This is a genomic window from Thermoleptolyngbya sichuanensis A183 (genome assembly GCF_013177315.1).
GTDB lineage: Bacteria > Cyanobacteriota > Cyanobacteriia > Elainellales > Elainellaceae > Thermoleptolyngbya > Thermoleptolyngbya sichuanensis.
This window is the reverse complement of sequence record NZ_CP053661.1, coordinates 5461195-5479332: the sequence shown is the minus strand read 5'-3', so window position 1 is coordinate 5479332 and position 18138 is coordinate 5461195. Positions and strand designations below refer to the sequence as shown.

Below are 18138 nucleotides of genomic sequence, written 5' to 3'. Positions count from 1 at the left end.
GGGCGATTTGGCTAGCTTGGCGTAGGAACGACAACATGAGAACCGATAAGGGGGGTGAGTAATGTTTAGGAATGGACAATTTTCAGAATCTGAACCGGATCTACCGATGGGGACAATGTACAGTGGACGGGATGGGTTAATCGATGAACCAGATTTTGATTGACGATCGGTACAAGTCGAGTCTAAACATGAGTTGGGCGATCGCACGAAATCCACAAAGTTTGAACGTAAATCCGCCTCAAACTTCATCTAACCTACATAAGGTTGCCCCCAACCCTTAAAACCTTCATCATGATGCGGAAGTGATTCATGGCTTGGATATTAACCAGTTTGCTCAAGAGTATCTCGCTCAATAGCCGATCCACCTCCAGTTCTGCGCTGGTCTGGCTAGGATTGGGACTCGTGCTTGCCAACACTGCCACAGGATCTGCCTCTGCTAATGTGCCGGCTCAGCCCCCTTCCGATTCCAATTTCCTGTCACAGAGCGCGACTCCAGAGATTCCGACAAACTCAGCCAGCGGGGGGGGTGCCCATGAACCAGTAGCGGTGAGCAAAAATTTATCTGAGGCTCTGCGTCCGGCGATCGCCCAACATAATCCACCTGCCGCGCCAATTGCTTCCGACCCGACTACTTCCGACCCGACTGCTTCCAACATAAGTAGTGCAGACCCCAATAGTGCAAACCCCGAAATGACCCGTGCGATCGCAGCGGCCGAGTCCGCAGCGGCAAATGCAGCAGGGGTCTCAATCAACCCAAACAGTTTTATCAGGATCGGGGTGGCTGTTGAACCTGCCCCCCCGGCATCAGCCTCAACCATCCCTACGGCTGCACCTTCAACCCTATCTTCAGAACTTCCAGGGTCGATCGCGGGTTCCTCTACTCCCTTCGCGTTTTACCCCGTCACCCCGGGCGCTCCAGTCGGCGGTACGGCTGCTATCCCTCCAATGCCCGTCCAGATGACTGGGCAAATGCCTGGACTGCTTCCCGGAACCCCAAGCTCTCCCCTCCCAACCGCCTACGGCACACCACAGTCTGGAATGGCTGGTGCATTGCCACAGGGCCCAAGCCCCAGTTCCTCGGCTCCCTTCGTATTCTATATGCCAGCTCAGCCAGGTTATCCAGTCCAGCCTGTGCCCAGCGCTGGTAACGGTTTTAGTAATGGACTGAGCAACAATGGACAGGGCAACATTGCAGGCGGCCCAGCCACTTATCCAGCCACCGTCATCGGCTATCTGCCCAACGGCACGCCTGTCCCCGTCGTCGTGCAGATGCCCGTAGCAGGCTATGGCTACCCCAGCGGATCGGCCATCGGCTATGCCAATCCCTACGCACCCGTCTCGGCTCCCGGACAAGCCTTTCCCGGACAAGCCTTGAATCCGAATGCAAGCTTTGTCTTTCAACCACCCATGCCCCAGGGCGTGGCTCTATCGATACCCGGTGGAATGCCAGGATATGGCTACGGCAGTCAGCCACTGGCCAGCCCGATGGGCCTCACACCTGGTGGGGTTCCCAGCATTCCTGGCTACGGTATGGCTCCGGGCTATGCCACACCCTACAGCGCTCCAGGTAGCGTTGCTACAGGGCGGCCAAACTATGGCTCAAACTATGGCTACATGGGACAGCCCAGCATAGGACAGCCCAGCTATGTCCATGGCGAATATGGCCATGGCTATGCAACCCAAAGTGGCATGAGCGCCAGCGCTCCGATCCTACCGATGGGCATGTCTGGGAGTGCGATGCAGTCCCAAACTCCGGGGTGGCCGATGCCGACCTGGCAAGGGCCCGCCGCAGTCCCCACAGTTCCACCGCTGGAGTTTGCGCCGCTGAGCGTCCCTGCTGCGCCTTCTAGAACCGGCAACCCCTCTACGCCGCTGCCGCCGCCGCCTTACCAAAGCCAGACCGTTCCTACTGGGGGTGCAGCGTCAATGGGCCCTGTGCTAGCACAGACTCTACCACCGACCTTTGTGCCAAACACCCAGCCTATCCAGCCTGCGCCGCTGCCGACGCAAAATCCAGGCTTTGGCTTGCAGCAACCGGGATTTCAGCAGCCAGGGATTCAAACGATTCCCGTTGCGCCACCGGGTACGGCAAACCAGCTTGCGCCCGTTCCCAGTGCGCCCGTGTTGGGTCAGCCCTTTCCCGCAACCACGGGGCAGGAGACTCTGCCAGGACGACGCGAAGCCCTGACTCAACCCGTCCTGCAATTTCAAGCAGGGGCAATTTACCAAGCCGACGAATTTTCGGCACGAGGACGGCTGAGCGGCATCTATCCGTTCTCTCCCAATTTCCTAGTGGGAGGCTCACTGGATTTGGCAACAGGTGAGGCGTTTACGGACGATGACGGTCTGAACCTAAATGAGCTTTACATCGCGGCATCTCTGCCTGATATCCCCAGTCTGCGTCTGGTGGCGGGGCAGATGGATTTGACATCTTATTTTGACCGCAATAGCTTTGCCAAAGACTCGCTGACGCACTTTTTCAATCCTGTGTTTCAGACCAACCCGGCACTGGCAGCAGCGGCGATTGGTTCTCGTCCTGGTATTTTGCTGAACTGGAGCATTACTGACAACTTAGAAGCAAAGGTTGCGACCTTCTCTTCGGGTCGGAGTATTGATGACTTTGCGCTGAATGCGTTTGCGGGCGAAATCGGGTTCCGAGTCGGCAACCTGATCCTGCGAGGGACGTATACGTCGTCGATCGACGGCGGCAAAAATGACGGCTTCCGCGAGTCGGGTAGCGCCCCACGGGGAGACGGGACGTTTGGGATTGATTCGGATGATCGGGAAAGCGCTTATGGCGTGAATGCTGAACTGTTCATTCCTGAACTCAATTTGGGTTTGTTTGGGCGCTACGGTCAGTATTACAACCGGGATCTGGATGAGTCGGGCGATACCTATGGCTTTGGATTCAACTTGTTTGACCTGTTCCGGGATGGCGATCGCCTCGGTTTGGGCTACGGTCAGGCACTTTCCAACGCGGGTCTACGTCAAAGTGCCGGGGCCCGCCGTCCCGATGTGCTAGAGGTCTTCTATGACCTGCCTGTGGCTCGCAATATCCGCATGGGCTTTACGTTCCAGCAGCTCAATGAATTTTCGGAATCCATTGCTGGGGTTCGCCTGAGGGCTGATTTCGATGTCCTGCCGCGCAGCAGTTTCTAAGTCGCTGTCGCGTCGCCCCCCGTTCAGTCCCCCCTGTTTGGTTCCTCCCCTGTTTGGTCACGCGGCTGGAGTTGAGTATTCAACGGGCGTGGTTCATCTGCGCCCACCAGATGACTAGAGGATGACTAAAGTTAGGTCACCTCGATTAATTGCCTTACTGAGAATTTTAGGAGCCTGAAACCCTAGTTTTTTCGTAGCCATTCTCAAGAGGATCTGAATTTTTCGAGGTGCCCGTTAGCAACCCAGAATCATTCCAGCTTGGAACGGTTTTGGGCAGCGCGTAATTTTGATGAGATGCCGCCCGTTGAGGCAATCCATAGGGGCGATCGCCTAGGGCGGAAACCCCATTATGACAACCCCATTTTGAGGCAGATTGGCAGACTGATGAAACAGTTGCAAACACAAATCGGTTGTTTGGCTGGGCTGGCGCTGTTGAGCAGTTCTCTGCTGGGAACGCTGACACTAACCGCGCCACCTGCCCTAGCCCAAGCGGTTCCGTCGGAAGTGCGTCGGGGCTATACGCTGCTCAACCAAGGGCTGGTGGATCAGGCGATTCGCGTTTTTCAACAAGTACTCCGCTCTAATTCGCAATCGCTGGAGGCGCAGTTGGGTTTGGCGATCGCCCTTCGTCGGGCTGGGCGCGATGCCGATGCGTTCAATGCCTATCGCCGCGTGCTGGAGTTAGACCCCAACAATCGGCTGGCGCTGTTGACGGTGGGCGTGCTGGGCGGATTTCGTCCCGAATGGCAGGCGCAAGGGATCGAAGCGCTAAACCGATTGCTCACGATTAACCCCAACGACAACGAAGCGCGGGCCCAGCGGGCGCTGTTGCTGGGCTATCAGGGGCGCTTTGCCGAGTCGCTGGCAGACTATGCCATTGTGCTGCAAAACAACCCAACCCCCGAAGCGGTGCTGGGTGCGGCAGAAATCCACGCCTACGCCGGAGAATATCAGCGCAGTCTGGACTTGTTTAACCGCTATCGGGCGACGGGCCGACCCATTCGGGATGGACAGGCGATTGCCTATGCCCTGGCTCTGCGAGAAACGGGGAGTGCGGGCCAGGCGGTAGAAGTGCTGGAGGCAGAACTGCGGCGATCGCGCACCCTCGACAGCATCACGATTCAAATCCGCTCGGCGCTGGCATCGGCCTATGCCGCCAATGGCCAGGTCAACCAGGCGGCTTCGGTGATCACGCCGCTGCGAGGTCGCCAGGATTCTCGCCTGGCCCTGGCGCGGGCGCTGAACGATATTGCCCGCTACAGCAGCAGTCCCGCCTATGCTCAGGAGGCGATCGCCCTGTATCGAGAGGTGCTTCAGTCGCCCCAGCTCACGGTGGGCATGGCGCGAGAGGTGGCAGACGTGCTGAGCGGCTATCCGTCGGAGCAGGGCCTTGCGCTGGAAGTCTATCGCCAACTGTCCCAGCAGCAGCCGACCGACGTGGGCTTGCAGGTGCAGGTGGCCGTTCTAGAACGCCAGGTCGGGCTGATTACAAACCAAACATTCCAGCAGCGGCTCCAGACCTATTTTCAGCCGCTCCCTCCCGATCCGGCACAACTCAGGGCGATTGCCCAGGCCCTCATCCGACTTGATTCCCCCAGCATTGAGCTACTGCCCTACTACCAGGCCTTGGTAAATTCTGGGGTGAACGAGCCATTTCTGAACTTCCGCATCGCCCAAATCCACATTCGACGAGGAGATTTAGCCTCTGCCCGCAGTGCGCTGGTGGCCTATTCCGCCACCTCAGCAGGTCAGCAAGACCCCTTCGCAATTCAACTGCTGCTGGCAGAAATCGACCGCCGCGAGGGCAATCCCGAAGCCGCCGCCCAGCGCTACCAGTCCATCCTGGTCAGCAATCCGGGCGATCGCGGCGTGGTGATTGGAGCGCTGCAAGGGCTGGCAGGCATCCGCCAATCCCAGGGGCGCACGGCCGAAGCGCTGACGATCTACGACCAGATTGTCGCCCTCGACCCAACGGACTACGCCAAGGTACTGGGGCGCACCAGCCTCGCCTATCAGGCAGGGTTCCTAGGCGTTGGGGAAGCCGAAGCCGTGCTGAATGCGTGGCTGGCCAGCCGCCCGCTGACCGACACCCCGCCAGAACTGTACAGCCTGGCCGGGGCCTTGCCCGCCAACCCCCAGCGAGAGCCGTTGTACAATGCACTGCTCCAGGCAGATCCGGAGAATATTCCGGTGCGGATTCGCCAACTCCAGGTTGTGTCGGTTCGCAATCCCCAGCTTGCCCAGGCGCAGATCCGCCAGATTATCGCCCGCGACCCAGACAACCTCGGCGCTTATTTTGTACAGGCGCAGTTGGCTCAGGAGCAGGGCAATTTGGGACTATCGGCCCAAGCCTATGAGGAAATTTTGCGGCGATCGCCCGGCAATATCGATGCCCTATCAGCTCTGGGCGGCGTGCGATTCCAGCAGCGTCGCTATAACTCAGCATCGATGATCTACAGCGAGGTGCTAGCTATTCAGCCGAACAACCCAGCGGCACAGAGTGCGCTCTTGGGATTAACCGCTGCCCAGGGCAACAAGCTCGAAGCGCTGGCGCAAATTGCAGCCATGCAGTCTCAAGCGGCGCAGATGGGCGGCATGAATCAGGTTCTTGTCCGCCAGGCCCAGCAAATCGAAGAAAGCTTTTTGCAACAGCGCGGATTTCAGCCCTATTGGGAGCGTTTCTGAGGCTGGGAGCCTGTCTAAAAAGTCACCCAATTCTCGACTTTCATAGCCTCAACACCGACCGTCTAGCAGACTATTTTCAATGCTGAACGGTCGGTGTTATTTTTGCGGATTCAGTCTTCCTACTGAAGCATTTTTACTAATTTATACCCGTCTCGAATCACTCTATTTGGACTGTTGGGGTCGGGGCTAAGGCCCCCCGTGGTCAAAGGCTTTAAGGGTAGCAGGCACAAGATCTTTCAGGCATTTCTATAGTATTTCCATAGTATTTCCACAGCATTTCCAGGTGTTTTATTGCGGTGACTAGATTAGGGAAATGGCGATCGCCCAGTAGATTTACAGCCTGAATATAAATCTTTAGTCAAATGTGAATCTTCCGTAAGGCGCAGCGTTTTTCGTTGGATGTGCGGATGATTTTGGATTGTCATGGATGAAGGAATCGTTCTAGTTTTTCTTGCCTTCTTTATCTCGCTGAGAGTTTTTTGAGATTCCTGCTGAGACTTCCTGAAAAGAGCGCACTTTGAACGCTGGTCTATGCAACTTTTTCAACTCGCCGCCTCCAGCCTGAGACCGTTGGCGATCGCCCTGGCGCTAGTGTTTGGCTCAACCCTGGCGGGCTGCAACGACTCCGGGCTATCCCAGGGGACACCCCCCGATACAACCGTCGTGTCCCAAACAGGCGCCCCCCCTGAGCCAATCCCAGGGGCGATCGTCTCCAAGCAACTCCTCCTCGCCGAAAGCTGGAGTGCCTACCGAGAAAGATTTATCCAGCAAGACGGCCGCGTCATCGACTGGGAAGCCGACGAACGAACTACCTCCGAAGGGCAGGCCTACGCCATGCTCCGCGCCGTCTTTATGGACGACCCAGAAACCTTCGCTCAAACCCTGAACTGGGCCGAGGAAAATCTCCAGCGGATGGATGCAAACGGCAAGCGCCGAGACAACCTCTGGGCCTGGAAGTGGGGAAAAGACGCAGACGGCAATTGGACGATTCTGGACGAGAATTTCGCCAGCGATGCTGATATCGACGCAGTAACCGCCCTCATCCTCGCCGCCCGCCGCTGGAACCGTCCGGATTATCTCCAGCTAGCGCGTATAAAGCTGAGAGATCTTTGGACTCTCTCAACAGTGGCTGTCCCTCCCCACTCCGCTCGTGCCTCCGATTCCCAGTCAGCCAGCGAGCAGCGCTATCTGCTGCCGGGGCCCAAGGAAGCGTTTCAGCCCCAGCCAGACCTGCTTCACCTCAATCCCTCCTATCTCGCACCCTACGCCTTCCGCCTGTTTGCCCAGATAGATGGCGATCGCAACTGGCTGAGCCTAGTAGACAGCAGCTACAAGATCCTGCGCGAATCCTCCCAGCTTTCATCCGCCAAACTGCCCAGCGATTGGGTCGCCCTCAACACCACCACAAACAGCTATATTCCGTTGCGTCCCCCCAGCCCGATCCGCAGCATCTATGGATTCGATGCGTATCGAGTTTGGTGGCGGGTTGGAATTGATGCCCAGTGGTTTAACGAGCCTGCCGCCTGGGAATACTTGCAGCAGCACTTGCCGTCGCTGGAATCCAAATGGAAAGCCCAGCAAAAGATTCCAGCACAGATTGACCTGCAAGGTCAGCCGCTCGTGCCCTACGAATCTACATCCCAATACGGCATGTTGTTTGCGGCATTTCAATTAACAAACCCTCAAATTGCTGAGCAAATTTATCAGCAAAAGCTTCTTCCTGCTTATCAAAACGGCTTTTGGGATAACGACTCTGCGTACTACGCACAAAATCTGGCTTGGTTTGGGCTACTTGCATCTACTGATGTGGCTGTGAATTGGCTTCAGCCTTAGACCGACCCGTAAACCCCCTTTACTAGTAGAGAGACAGGTCTATGTTTCGTTCGCTGCGTCAATGGTTTCTTACGTTTAATCGAGACCACTCACCCAACGCCTCTCCCGCTGGTCGGACACGCCGGAAGCGTGTCAAACGAAACCAAATCCTGGCAATTCTGCTCGTTCTATTGGGTCTAGGAGCGGGCCTGAGCCTGCTGCCCAGCGCATCCGCGCAAACCAGCGTGCAGCAGCGAGAAAACACGCTGATCCGGGAGTTGTCCTTGCCAAATCGGCCAGCGACTCCGCCAAACTTTCAGCCTGCGCCCCGCCCCGCCCCTGCCGTGCGCCGGGCCGCGCCTGCCCAGCCGCCCAGCCAGCCGTCTCGTCCGGCCGCTCGTCCTGCGGCCCCGGCCAGCCCAACCCGGCCAGCCGCCACCCCCCAGCCAGCGAACCCGCCCGCTGCCACCGCGTCGCCCGCCGCGCCCAAGCCAGAACCCACCTACCAGCATGTGATTGAGTTCAACCGCAGCCCGGTGGTGGGCAATCGCCTCCGCATGGAAGGCGTATACCCAACGGCTCGACTTGGGTTTAACCGTCCCCGTCAGTGGGATGTCAAAACTGCCAAGCTCGTACTGCGGTTCCAGCACTCGCCGTCGCTGCTGTCTGATCGCTCAAGCCTGACGGTTCGGGTAAACGATACCAGCGTGGGCAGCGTGCCGCTGAATCGTCCCAATTCTCAGATTGGTCAGGTGGTCTTCGAGGTGCCGTCCAATCTAATTCAGGACTACAACGAGATTTCAATTCTGGCAGAGCAGCAGACGAATGAAGACTGCACCGTTGCCACCGACCCGACCTTGTGGACCGAGATTCTACCCGATTCCAAGGTCATTCTGGACTATGCGTTAGAGTCTGTTCCACTGGATTTCAGCCGCTATCCGTTCCCGTTCATTGACACCCTCAGTCTCGATACCAATCAGATTACGTATCTACGGCCTCGCGCTTACAGCGACACCTGGCTTAATGCAGCAGCCATCTTTCAGGCTGAGGCAGGGCGGATCGTGGACTTTCGCCCGCTCAACACTCGGCTAGTGGGCAGTTTGGATAACCTCCAGTGGAACGATCGCGTGGTCATTCTGGGGACTCCAGCAGAGCAGCCTGTTCTGTCAGACTTATCGCTGCCGCTGCCGATTCGCAACGGTCAGTTGTTGGACGGCAACAACACGCCGCTGCCCGGCGATACAGGCGTTTTAATGTTGACCACACTGGAAGACAACGGTTTACCCGTTCTCGTAGCAACGGGAAATTCAGCAGCAGGTGTGCAGAAGGCGGTGCAGTTCCTAGTGCAGACCAAAGAGGCGCAGATTGGTACGGGTCAGGTGTTGACGGTGACCAATCTGGTGAATGAGCCGTCGCCTGCGCCCCGCGAGTGGCCGGGCTATCTGCCCACGCGCAATAGCTTTACCCTGCGTGATTTAACCACGCTCGGCGGACAGAACTTTGAAGACATTACAGTGCATGGCACGAATGCACCACCCATTGAAATTCCGTTCCGGGCGCTGCCCGATGACCGCTTTTCGCGGGGCAGCCGCATGAGGGTGGATTATAGCTACAGCGCTCAGGTTGATCCACGCACTTCGACGGTGGAGGTACGGCTGGATGATGTGACGATTGGCTCTAAGCGGCTGAATTCTGCAAGGGGCGGTCGCGATTCGCTGGATGTGGATTTGCCCGCAGCGCTGATTCAGCCAGATTCGCAGTTGAATGTGGTGTTTAACCTAAATCCGCGCTCTGCTGAGGTCTGTGGTTTATCCAGAGATCAATCCCTCTGGGGAACGCTGCATGGCGACACGGACTTTAATCTGAAGCGAGACATTTTCACTCGGATGCCGGATTTGAGGCTATTGCAATTTGGCTATCCGTTTACCGCACCGCAGGATTTGTCGGAGACGGCGTTTGTGGTGCCGAGTGCCCCACGGGATGCAGATGTGCGAACCATGCTGGCGGTGAGTGAGCGGCTGGGTCGGCTGAGCCGCGCCAATTCGGTGAACCTGCAAGTTTACACGGGTGGCAATCTGCCTGCTGAGGCGCGGGGTATGAACTTGGTGGGAATTGGGACGCGCGATCGCTTCCCATTGCCCGAAGTGATGGAGTCTGGTGGTTTTGAACTCCGCAATCTGTTTTCGCGGGGCTGGCGCGGTAGCCGGGTGCAGGCTTTGCCCGATGGTCAGGGTGTGGTGAAGCTGATGGTGTCGCCGAATAATGGCGATCGCGCGGTGCTGGCCATCACCGGACAGAGCGAACAGGGCCTCACCGACGCGGCAGAGGTGTTCAAGCGCGACCCGCTGTTTTCTCAACTCAACGGCGACACGGTGCTGATTAGCCGAAACAAGCCCAATCCATCGCCCAATGACCCCTACGCCTACAAGCTCGATATCCTGCGGGAGGAACCGCTCCAGCAGGTGCAAAGAACCGGCTTCCTGAGCCGAATCTCCATCTTTATTCAAGACAACTGGTTCCTGCTGCCGACGGGCATTCTGTTAATCTCACTGCTGCTGTATGGCATTTCTCAGCTCTACGTTAATCGGCTCGCCAAGTCAGGAGAGGTAAAATGACGAGTTCCATGTCTCAAGCCCCCGTCGAACCCGTCTCTCGTCAGCAGCCGTGGATTGCGCGGTGGCTGCTGCGAGTGCCGAACTGGTTTGACCGCTTTTTTCCTAGGGCACGCAGCACGCAGCTCTTTTGGCTGGTCATTGGTCTGATGGTGCTGTCTGCGCCGCTAATCGTTACGCCGCTAAAAATCTGGCAGCAGGGCGTTGTGGCAGTATTCTTGATCTTGCTGGGCTGGGCTGTGGTGAAGCTAGAGCAGTGGCAAACCCAGCGCCAAGCAAGCGAGTATCTGCATTTGTTCCTGGCCTGGCTGAGTATCGTCACGACGATGCGGTACCTCTATTACCGCACGAGCTATACGCTGAACCTGGATGGCTGGCTCAATGCAACCTTCAGTATTGTGTTGTTCATGGCGGAGCTATATGCGATCGCCACGCTGTTTCTGTCCTATTTTCAGACGCTAAAACTGCGCGATCGCCAGCCCGTTGATCTGTCCGGCATTCCCCAAAGTCAATGGTTCAACGTTGACGTATACATTCCCACCTACAACGAGGATGTCGAGATCGTCCGCAAGACGGCCCTCGCGGCTCTGGCGCTGGACTACCCCGAAGAGAAAAAGCGAGTCTATGTGCTAGACGACGGACGGAAATTTCCCGATCGTCGGGAAAAGCTGCGCCGCATGTGCGAAGAGATCGGCTGCACCATGCTGACGCGGGACAACAACGACCACGCCAAAGCAGGCAATATCAATACTGCCATGCGCCGCACGCGAGGCGACCTAGTGCTAATCCTCGACTGCGACCACATTCCATCGCGGCAGTTTCTTCAGGAAACGGTCGGCTTTTTCTACAACGCCAAGGTCGCACTCGTCCAAACCCCGCACTGGTTTTACAACCCCGATCCCTTCGAGCGCAACCTGCTGACTCAGGGGCGAGTCCCCGTCGGCAACGAGCTGTTCTACAAGGTGGTGCAAAAGGGCAACGACTTTTGGAACGCCACCTTCTTCTGCGGTTCTGCGGCAGTGATTCGACGGGACTACGTACTGCGGATCGGCGGCATCGCGGTGGAAACCGTGACCGAAGACTGCCACACCTCGCTGCGGCTACACTCCCTGGGCTATGAGTCGGTCTACTACGACAAAATCATGGTGGCGGGGTTGGCACCAGAGAAATTCTCCTCCTACGTAGGGCAGCAGGTGCGCTGGGCACGAGGCATGGCACAAATCCTGCGGCTAGAGAATCCACTGTTTAACCGCAAACTCAAGCTCACGCTGCCGCAGCGGTTGTGCTACACCTCCGCCACCACCCACTTTTTCTTTGGGTTTCCGCGCATCATGTATGCACTATCGCCAGTGCTGTACCTGCTGTTTGGTATTAACCTGATTCGCGGTCTGGGTGTGGAAACGCTGGTGTATGCATTACCTCACATTGCCCTGGCGCTAAATGCCAACTACATCACCGCCAAAGAAGTCCGCTTTTCGTTCTGGAACGAAGTGTTTGAGTACGCGATGGCGTTTCAGGATGGCATTGTGACCTTTATGGCGCTGATTAACCCCAAGCTAGGCAGCTTCAACGTGACCGACAAGGGCGTAAAGGTCACAAAACGCAGCTTCGATTACGAATCTGCCAAAGCCTCCCTGATTGTTGTGTCGCTACTGGTGCTGTCGCTGCTGGCCGTCCCTTTCTGGCTGGTGCTTCAGCCCGAAGCAAAAGAAGCCGTCATCATCAACGCTGCTTGGTGTGTGTTTAACCTAGTGCTGCTGGTGGCGGCGCTGCTGGTAGCCTATGAACAGCCGCAACTGCGGCGGGCACACCGTCTGGAACGCAAGCTGGGTGCAGTCATCTACGGCAACAACAACGAAACCCTGTCTGGCAAGACGCTGGATGTCAGCGAGAACGGGGCGCGGATTGTGCTGGATAGCTGGCCGAACCTGCCCGATGCGGTTGAAATCGAACTCACTGGCGACTTTGGCAAGCGAGCGTTTTTGGATGCGCGGGTGATTCGAGTTGACCCGATTAGCGAAGACCAAGTCGTTGTGGCAGTGGACTTTGTGAACCTGTCGCAGTCTCAAAATGATGCGCTGGTGCTGGTGCTGTATTCCGACGTGGAGGAATGGTACGCGCAGAAGCGTACCGAAATCGACCGTCCATTCCAATCGCTGGCGTTTTTGGCGACGGGCTTGCTGCGGGCCTTCCGCGATCCCAAACCCGCCGTACCGACTGAAATTCGCAAGCAAATCCACGCTGCTGCTCAGATTTATTGGGAGGGACAGTTTTATCCTGGCATTGCCAAGGAGATTAGTTCGCGCAGCCTGCGGATTGAAATGGACGGCAACCTGCTGCCCAACATCGAGATGTTGCAGCAAGCTCAGCCGCCTGTGGGTTTGCTGCTGAGCCAGCATACGACAGATGACAATCCGAAGCGTCTGGTGGGGCAGATCGAAGACGTGCGGGTTTCCAATGCCCAGTCATCTGACGGTGTGGTGTTTTTGGTGAATCGCTCGGCAGGCGGCGTGACGGCGGATGTCGAGGTCTCTTTTCCTGCACACCTGGATGCACGGCAAGGTTCCAAGATTCGCCAACTGCTGCGCGATTTGGAGTAGGCGTTCTCGCATCAGCCCTGTCTAGAGTTTAGGTTCTAAGAGACTGGCAGAGTTTACGAGTAGGATTTACGCCCTTGCGATAAGCTCTTTGGGTTTTAGACCATTTCTTGCGGGCGCAGCCCGCGAGAAATGGTCTAACTGCGTAAGTCCTAACGAGTTTGAAAACGTTTGAAGACGTTTGAAGACAAAGATGCGCTCCGAACTGCTTCGGGGCGCATCTTTTTGAGGGTATAAATCTACCTTTAGTTTGGACTAATGGTGAAGAGGAAGGCAGTCAATGAGAAGCACCGACTGCCGTAAGGTCAATGAAGTACAACCAACATTGACCCCATGATTTTCAACGAACTTCAGCAATTTCGCCAAACGTTGTATGCCAGCTTGGGAAACGCCAGAGATGCCCTGTTTGATCTGATGGATGCCGTGTTAGTGAGTGCGTGCATCGTGTCGTTTGTGAGGCTATCGCAGAGTCCTGTCTTTCGTCGCCAGTGGTCGAGCACCTATGAAGCGTTGCGCGATAGCCGCCTACCCCGATCAAAGGTGCTGAAGCTGTTGGTGCAGCAGATACCGACTCAGCAGCAACCGTTGTTGGCAGGTGATGCGAGTCGGTGGAACCGTCCTGCTGCCAGGCGTTTGAAAGACCGCACCTTATCAGGCAGAACAGGACATGCCCCGATAGCCGGACAAAACTACAGTACCTTAGCCTGGATTGCTGAAGACAGGGGCAGTTGGGCATTACCATTGCGGCATGAGCGCATCACCAGCTTTGAAACACCCGCCAGTAAAGCGGCATTCCAACTCAAACAAGTGACTCGGCAGTTAGCGGTGCGTCCGTTGGCGATCTACGACCGAGGGTACGGCAATGCCAGTTTTGTCAACCAAACGGCAGGGATTGAGGCAGACTTGCTGCTGCGGGTTACATCCAATCGATGTGTCTATGGCGCGCCCCCAGCGTATCGAGGGCGAGGCGCACCTGCCAAGCATGGACATAAGATGAAACTCAATGACCCTGACACTTGGAGTGTCCCGGTCGAAACCGTTGAAGTCGATGATCCCAACTGGGGACGAGTGCGGGTCAGTCGTTGGAGTGCATACCATTTCCGCAAATCCCCCAAACGGGCAATGGAAGTGTTGCGCGTGGAGGTGCTGGAGACACAGAGCAGCACGCGACGCTTGGCTCCTTTGTGGTTAGTTTGGCTGGGTGAGCAGATGCCTCCGTTAGAAACCCTGTGGTTGCACTACCTCCGTCGCTTTGCCATTGAACACTGGTATCGCTTTGCCAAGCAGAGGCTATATTGGACACATCCCCAGTTCAGTTCTGTATCGGCAACCGAACAGTGGAGCAGCCTGATGCCGTTGCTCAGTTGGCAGTTGTGGTTAGCGCGAAAGGACTGTACTGACCACCCCTTGCCCTGGCAGGCACCGCAAGAAACGTTGACTCCGGGTCGGGTCGCACAAGCGTTTGCAGGCATTTTGGCAGCGATTGGCACCCCTGCTCCTGCGCCTAAACCTCGTGGTAAATCGCCAGGACGAGGCAAGGGGCACAAGCCAACTCCTCGTCCCTGCTATCCGATGGTCAAAAAACGAGCCTCGAAACGCAAGACATCCGAACAATCCCTGAACAGTCCGGTTGCAACAGCAGCTTAACTGCGAGCAGGATTGTATCCAATTCCTTAAGTTCAACTGTTATGAACGGTTGAGCAGATTCTTTATGGCATCCTGTTGAGCATTATTGTGATGCCAGTTAGTCCAAACTAAAGATCTACCTAAACCGTTAGAATCCAGGCATTTCGGGTTTCGGCACTGACAAAGGAAGCGGGGACAGGCTGAATATCTACGCCGAGAGATTGAATTGCTGCCCGAATCAGGGTCGCGTGGCTGGCCTCGGTCGAGCCGATGCTGGCTCCAGCGGTGATCAGCGCGGGCGTTTTGAGCATAGCGATTTCCTGGCTATAGGCGATCGCCGCGTCGGTTTCCAGCGCCAGCGCCAGCTTTGCAATATTCACGTCCGAATCCAGGTTTCCTTCGCCCCGCTGGAGATAGGAGGACAAATCGTAGCTGGTCTCTGCCTGAACGGGCGTGCCGCCCAGACTGCGGATGACATTCGCCAGGGCATCGCGGTGCTGCATGTGATCTGCCTGGTTCGCGAGGGCGATCGCCTTTACGGCATTACCCACGTTAGAACCCGTCAGCTTGCCCGCAGCGGCACCGTAGGCCCAGATAGCAGCGTGTTCATAAAACAGGGCCTTGTTGAGGATCTCAATATCATTGCGGCGATCGCTCTCCGTCGAGGCATCGGCCGTTCCTGCAATGAGCGGCACGCTCAGCACACTCGCCGCACCCACGATAGCCCCACCTGTCAGCATTTGGCGACGAGACAAGCCCTGCGCCCGTCGAGCGCGACCCAGCCATTCAGATTTGCGTCGGTTCATTGTTCGAGTTCTCCTACAAAAGTTCTGCAAAAAGGCACCACAAAGCAGCGACCCGTGCCAGTTCAGTCCCAGCCAACTCTGTGCCAAACACCGCACCAGAGTTGCGAGTCCTGAAACTTGCTCAAATCGCCGGATGACTCCAATTCAACCCAAGCACTCCAATGCTTTGGAGCGCAAATTAATGGATGAACTGCGCCCGTCTAGAGGAATATACGGACGTGCCCATTCGCCGGATTTTCATAGGGGAAAAGTTTTTTAGAGAAATCGGTCGCCTCTAGCATCCAACTGGGCCTGCTGCCAGGTCTGCAACTGGGACTGAAACTGGGACGCACAGAGCGCAACCAGAGCCGACTAGCTCAATTCCCACCAGCCCAGACTGGGACCAATAAACCGAACCACGACCCAATACACCACCAACAGGGCGATCCCAATCCACGCGCCCCGCGTTGTGATTTGCGAAAACAGCTTTGCCTGGCTGGGCTTGATGGGAATACCCGGCAGAATGTTGTCTTCCTGCCCGTATTTTTCGCCCAGAGATTCCTTGCGTCGCTTCGAGTCTCCCATTGCGCTTTCCCTCATCAAAATCAAGTCTCAAGACCAAATCAGGACTGACGCACTTTCAATAAGCTTTCTGAGCTTTGGACAATTTCTCGCGGACTGCGCCCGCGAGAAATTGTCCAAATGCGTCAGTCCTACAAATATCAAGATCAAAGACTACAGTCACGGGGCCTAAAAAGCTGATTAACCGTTCCCAACCTGCACGTTAAAACTACACGTTAAAGCGGAACAGCATGACATCCCCTTCCTGCACCAAGTATTCCTTGCCTTCGCTGCGAACCAATCCCTTTTCCTTCGCCGCCGCCATAGAACCTGTGGCTACCAAATCATCATAGGCCACCGTTTCTGCGCGAATGAAGCCGCGCTCGAAGTCAGTGTGAATCACACCTGCTGCCTGGGGAGCCAGCATCCCAGCACGAATCGTCCAGGCGCGAGTTTCCTTGGGGCCCGTGGTGAAGTAGGTGCGGAGTCCCAGCAGATCGTAGGTTGCGCGAATCAGGGATTTCAGCCCGCCTTCTTGCACCCCCAGCGATTCCAGAAAATCGGCCCGCTCCTCCTCCGAAAGTTCGATGAGTTCCGATTCGACCTGGGCTGATACTACGACGACTTGGGCATTTTCTGCGGCGGCGATCGCCCGCACCTGTTCCACCCACTCATTGCCCGTCGCCAGGTCATCTTCCGACACGTTTGCCGCATAGATTACGGGCTTGCGCGTCAGCAGCCCTAGCGGTTTTATAATGGCCTCCTCCTCATCCGTCAGTTCCACCAGTCGCGCCGACTTGCCCTCGTTCAGCACCACCAGCAGTTTGTCTAACACGGCCAACTCTGCCTGAGCATCTTTGCTAGTTTTTGCCTGCTTGCGAGTGCGATCGGCCCGCTTTTCGAGTTGCGACAAATCCGCCAGCGCCAGTTCCAGGTTGATTACCTCAATGTCGCGCACCGGATCGACCGATCCGGCAACATGAATAATATCGTCGTTTTCAAAACAGCGCACGACATGGACGATCGCATCCACCTCGCGGATATTTGCCAGAAACTGATTGCCCAGCCCCTCGCCCTTGCTAGCCCCTTTGACTAGCCCAGCAATATCCACAAACTCTACCCGCGCCGGAATGATTTCGGCAGAGTTGGAAATCTTTGCCAGCACTGCCAGCCGTTCGTCGGGCACGGCGACGACCCCCGTATTAGGTTCAATCGTACAAAAGGGAAAGTTGGCCGCCTGCGCTTTGGCATTGGCCACCACCGCGTTAAAGAGGGTCGATTTGCCCACGTTGGGCAGTCCGACAATTCCAGCTTGAAGCATAGAGCGATTGGGTAAAGGAGGAGAGATAAGCAGGCAGATCTGGGCGCTGGGGCGTGGCGATCGCCAACGGCCGCGCGTTGCGGGAAGCTGACCATCTATCAGCCTATCAACATTCCGCAATATATCAGCGTAGCAGACCAGCCGCGCCGCCGACCGACCTAGCCGCTAGCCTTCCTCTGCGCCTAGCTCTCTCAGGCGCGATCGCAGTCTTTCGACCTCAGCTTCTAGCGCCTGCGCTCGTAGTTCAGATTCCGCCGCCCGCGCTTCAGCGTCCTGGCGGGCCTGGGCCTCGGTTCTCAGGGCTTGCGCCAGTTCGCCGGGAATCAGCAACTTTTCGCCCGTATCTTCGCGATAAAAGGCGATCAGGTGTCCATCTACTTCCAGCCGCAGTTTGAGCGGGTCGCTGCGGCCGTCGGTGATGGGTTCGTAGGTATCGTTGTGCAGCCGATAGCCCTGGAGTTGCCCGTCGATCCATTCCCCACGCGGGTCAAACAGCCAATATTCACGCACACCCAGTTGCTCATATAGTGTTCGTTTGAAGACCTGATCCTGAGCCTGCGTGCTTTTCGAGGTCATCTCAAAAATGACAGCTGGCACCTGCCCTTCTTCCCAAATTTTGTAATAGTCGCGCCCGCCCGGAGCTACGTCAAAAATCACCATCACATCTGGGGCAACTCGCAGCCTGGGGTAGCCCTGGGCGTAGTAGAGAAATTGGTTAGACAGCACGGTTGCCTGCTGACCTTCTAGATATTGGCGCAGCACTTCCAAGGTGACGAGCATGGCGTAGAGATGAACATAGGTTTCTGCCACGGGTTCACCATCAGAAGAGGGGTAGAAAATTTCGGTAGGCGAGGCCGTGGGGAGGAGGGAGGTCATGGGTGGCGGAGGGCTGGAAGATTCGAAGGGTTGGGTGCATTTTAGCGCGATCGCCCCTTGCCAATTTTCCGCAATCCGGGACAGGAGTTTGGATCGTTCATCAA

Annotated in this window: 10 protein-coding genes; 6 read left to right on the top strand and 4 right to left on the bottom strand. The window is 56.6% G+C overall.

Annotation, left to right across the window (positions count from 1 at the left end):
* Positions 1-1098 precede the first annotated feature (1098 nt).
* The 6 genes from HPC62_RS22730 to HPC62_RS22705 all read left to right on the top strand — a co-directional run bounded on the left by HPC62_RS22730 (position 1099) and on the right by HPC62_RS22705 (position 14512).
* On the top strand, positions 1099-3159 hold the full coding sequence (locus HPC62_RS22730; RefSeq protein ID WP_172358648.1) for a carbohydrate porin: 2061 nt from the start codon (positions 1099-1101) through the stop codon (positions 3157-3159).
* 258 nt (positions 3160-3417) lie between these two features.
* Positions 3418-5844 carry a tetratricopeptide repeat protein gene (locus tag HPC62_RS22725; protein ID WP_205370888.1) on the top strand — a complete coding sequence of 809 codons (2427 nt, stop codon included), beginning with the start codon at positions 3418-3420 and terminating at the stop codon, positions 5842-5844.
* Between the two features lie 531 nt (positions 5845-6375).
* Positions 6376-7677, top strand: coding sequence for a glycosyl hydrolase family 8 (locus tag HPC62_RS22720; protein WP_172358647.1), 1302 nt, complete (start codon positions 6376-6378; stop codon positions 7675-7677).
* 41 nt (positions 7678-7718) lie between these two features.
* A complete protein-coding gene (locus tag HPC62_RS22715; protein WP_216655306.1) occupies positions 7719-10271 on the top strand; it encodes a cellulose biosynthesis cyclic di-GMP-binding regulatory protein BcsB in 2553 nt (850 codons plus the stop codon).
* A gap of 8 nt (positions 10272-10279) precedes the next feature.
* Positions 10280-12868 (top strand): UDP-forming cellulose synthase catalytic subunit, encoded by a 2589-nt coding sequence (gene bcsA, locus HPC62_RS22710; protein WP_205370892.1) that lies wholly within the window; start codon positions 10280-10282, stop codon positions 12866-12868.
* A gap of 330 nt (positions 12869-13198) precedes the next feature.
* A complete protein-coding gene (locus HPC62_RS22705) occupies positions 13199-14512 on the top strand; it encodes an NF041680 family putative transposase (RefSeq protein ID WP_172353244.1) in 1314 nt (437 codons plus the stop codon).
* Between the two features lie 119 nt (positions 14513-14631).
* On the opposite strand, the gene HPC62_RS22700 is transcribed toward HPC62_RS22705, so the two are convergent.
* The 4 genes from HPC62_RS22700 to HPC62_RS22685 all read right to left on the bottom strand — a co-directional run bounded on the left by HPC62_RS22700 (position 14632) and on the right by HPC62_RS22685 (position 18034).
* The gene (locus HPC62_RS22700) at positions 14632-15297 is read right to left on the bottom strand and encodes a ferritin-like domain-containing protein (RefSeq protein ID WP_172358644.1); all 666 of its coding nucleotides are present in this window, start codon (positions 15295-15297) and stop codon (positions 14632-14634) included.
* Positions 15298-15648: 351 nt separating this feature from the next.
* The gene (locus HPC62_RS22695; RefSeq protein ID WP_172358643.1) at positions 15649-15861 is read right to left on the bottom strand and encodes a DUF2839 domain-containing protein; all 213 of its coding nucleotides are present in this window, start codon (positions 15859-15861) and stop codon (positions 15649-15651) included.
* 205 nt (positions 15862-16066) lie between these two features.
* Positions 16067-17158: a redox-regulated ATPase YchF gene (ychF, locus tag HPC62_RS22690; protein WP_172358642.1), complete on the bottom strand. Its 1092-nt coding sequence runs from the start codon at positions 17156-17158 to the stop codon at positions 16067-16069.
* Between the two features lie 165 nt (positions 17159-17323).
* Entirely contained in the window at positions 17324-18034 is a 711-nt protein-coding gene (locus tag HPC62_RS22685) for a Uma2 family endonuclease (protein WP_172358641.1), read from the bottom strand.
* Positions 18035-18138: the final 104 nt, after the last annotated feature.

Excerpts from the sequence above, each read along its gene's own strand:
- HPC62_RS22700 (WP_172358644.1), bottom strand. The coding sequence starts at position 15,297 with ATGAACCGACGCAAATCTGAATGGCTGGGTCGCGCTCGACGGGCGCAG.
- HPC62_RS22695 (WP_172358643.1), bottom strand. The coding sequence starts at position 15,861 with ATGGGAGACTCGAAGCGACGCAAGGAATCTCTGGGCGAAAAATACGGG.
- HPC62_RS22730 (WP_172358648.1), top strand. The coding sequence starts at position 1,099 with ATGCCAGCTCAGCCAGGTTATCCAGTCCAGCCTGTGCCCAGCGCTGGT.
- HPC62_RS22720 (WP_172358647.1), top strand. The coding sequence starts at position 6,376 with ATGCAACTTTTTCAACTCGCCGCCTCCAGCCTGAGACCGTTGGCGATC.
- ychF (WP_172358642.1), bottom strand. The coding sequence starts at position 17,158 with ATGCTTCAAGCTGGAATTGTCGGACTGCCCAACGTGGGCAAATCGACC.
- HPC62_RS22685 (WP_172358641.1), bottom strand. The coding sequence starts at position 18,034 with ATGACCTCCCTCCTCCCCACGGCCTCGCCTACCGAAATTTTCTACCCC.
- bcsA (WP_205370892.1), top strand. The coding sequence starts at position 10,280 with ATGTCTCAAGCCCCCGTCGAACCCGTCTCTCGTCAGCAGCCGTGGATT.
- HPC62_RS22705 (WP_172353244.1), top strand. The coding sequence starts at position 13,199 with ATGATTTTCAACGAACTTCAGCAATTTCGCCAAACGTTGTATGCCAGC.
- HPC62_RS22715 (WP_216655306.1), top strand. The coding sequence starts at position 7,719 with ATGTTTCGTTCGCTGCGTCAATGGTTTCTTACGTTTAATCGAGACCAC.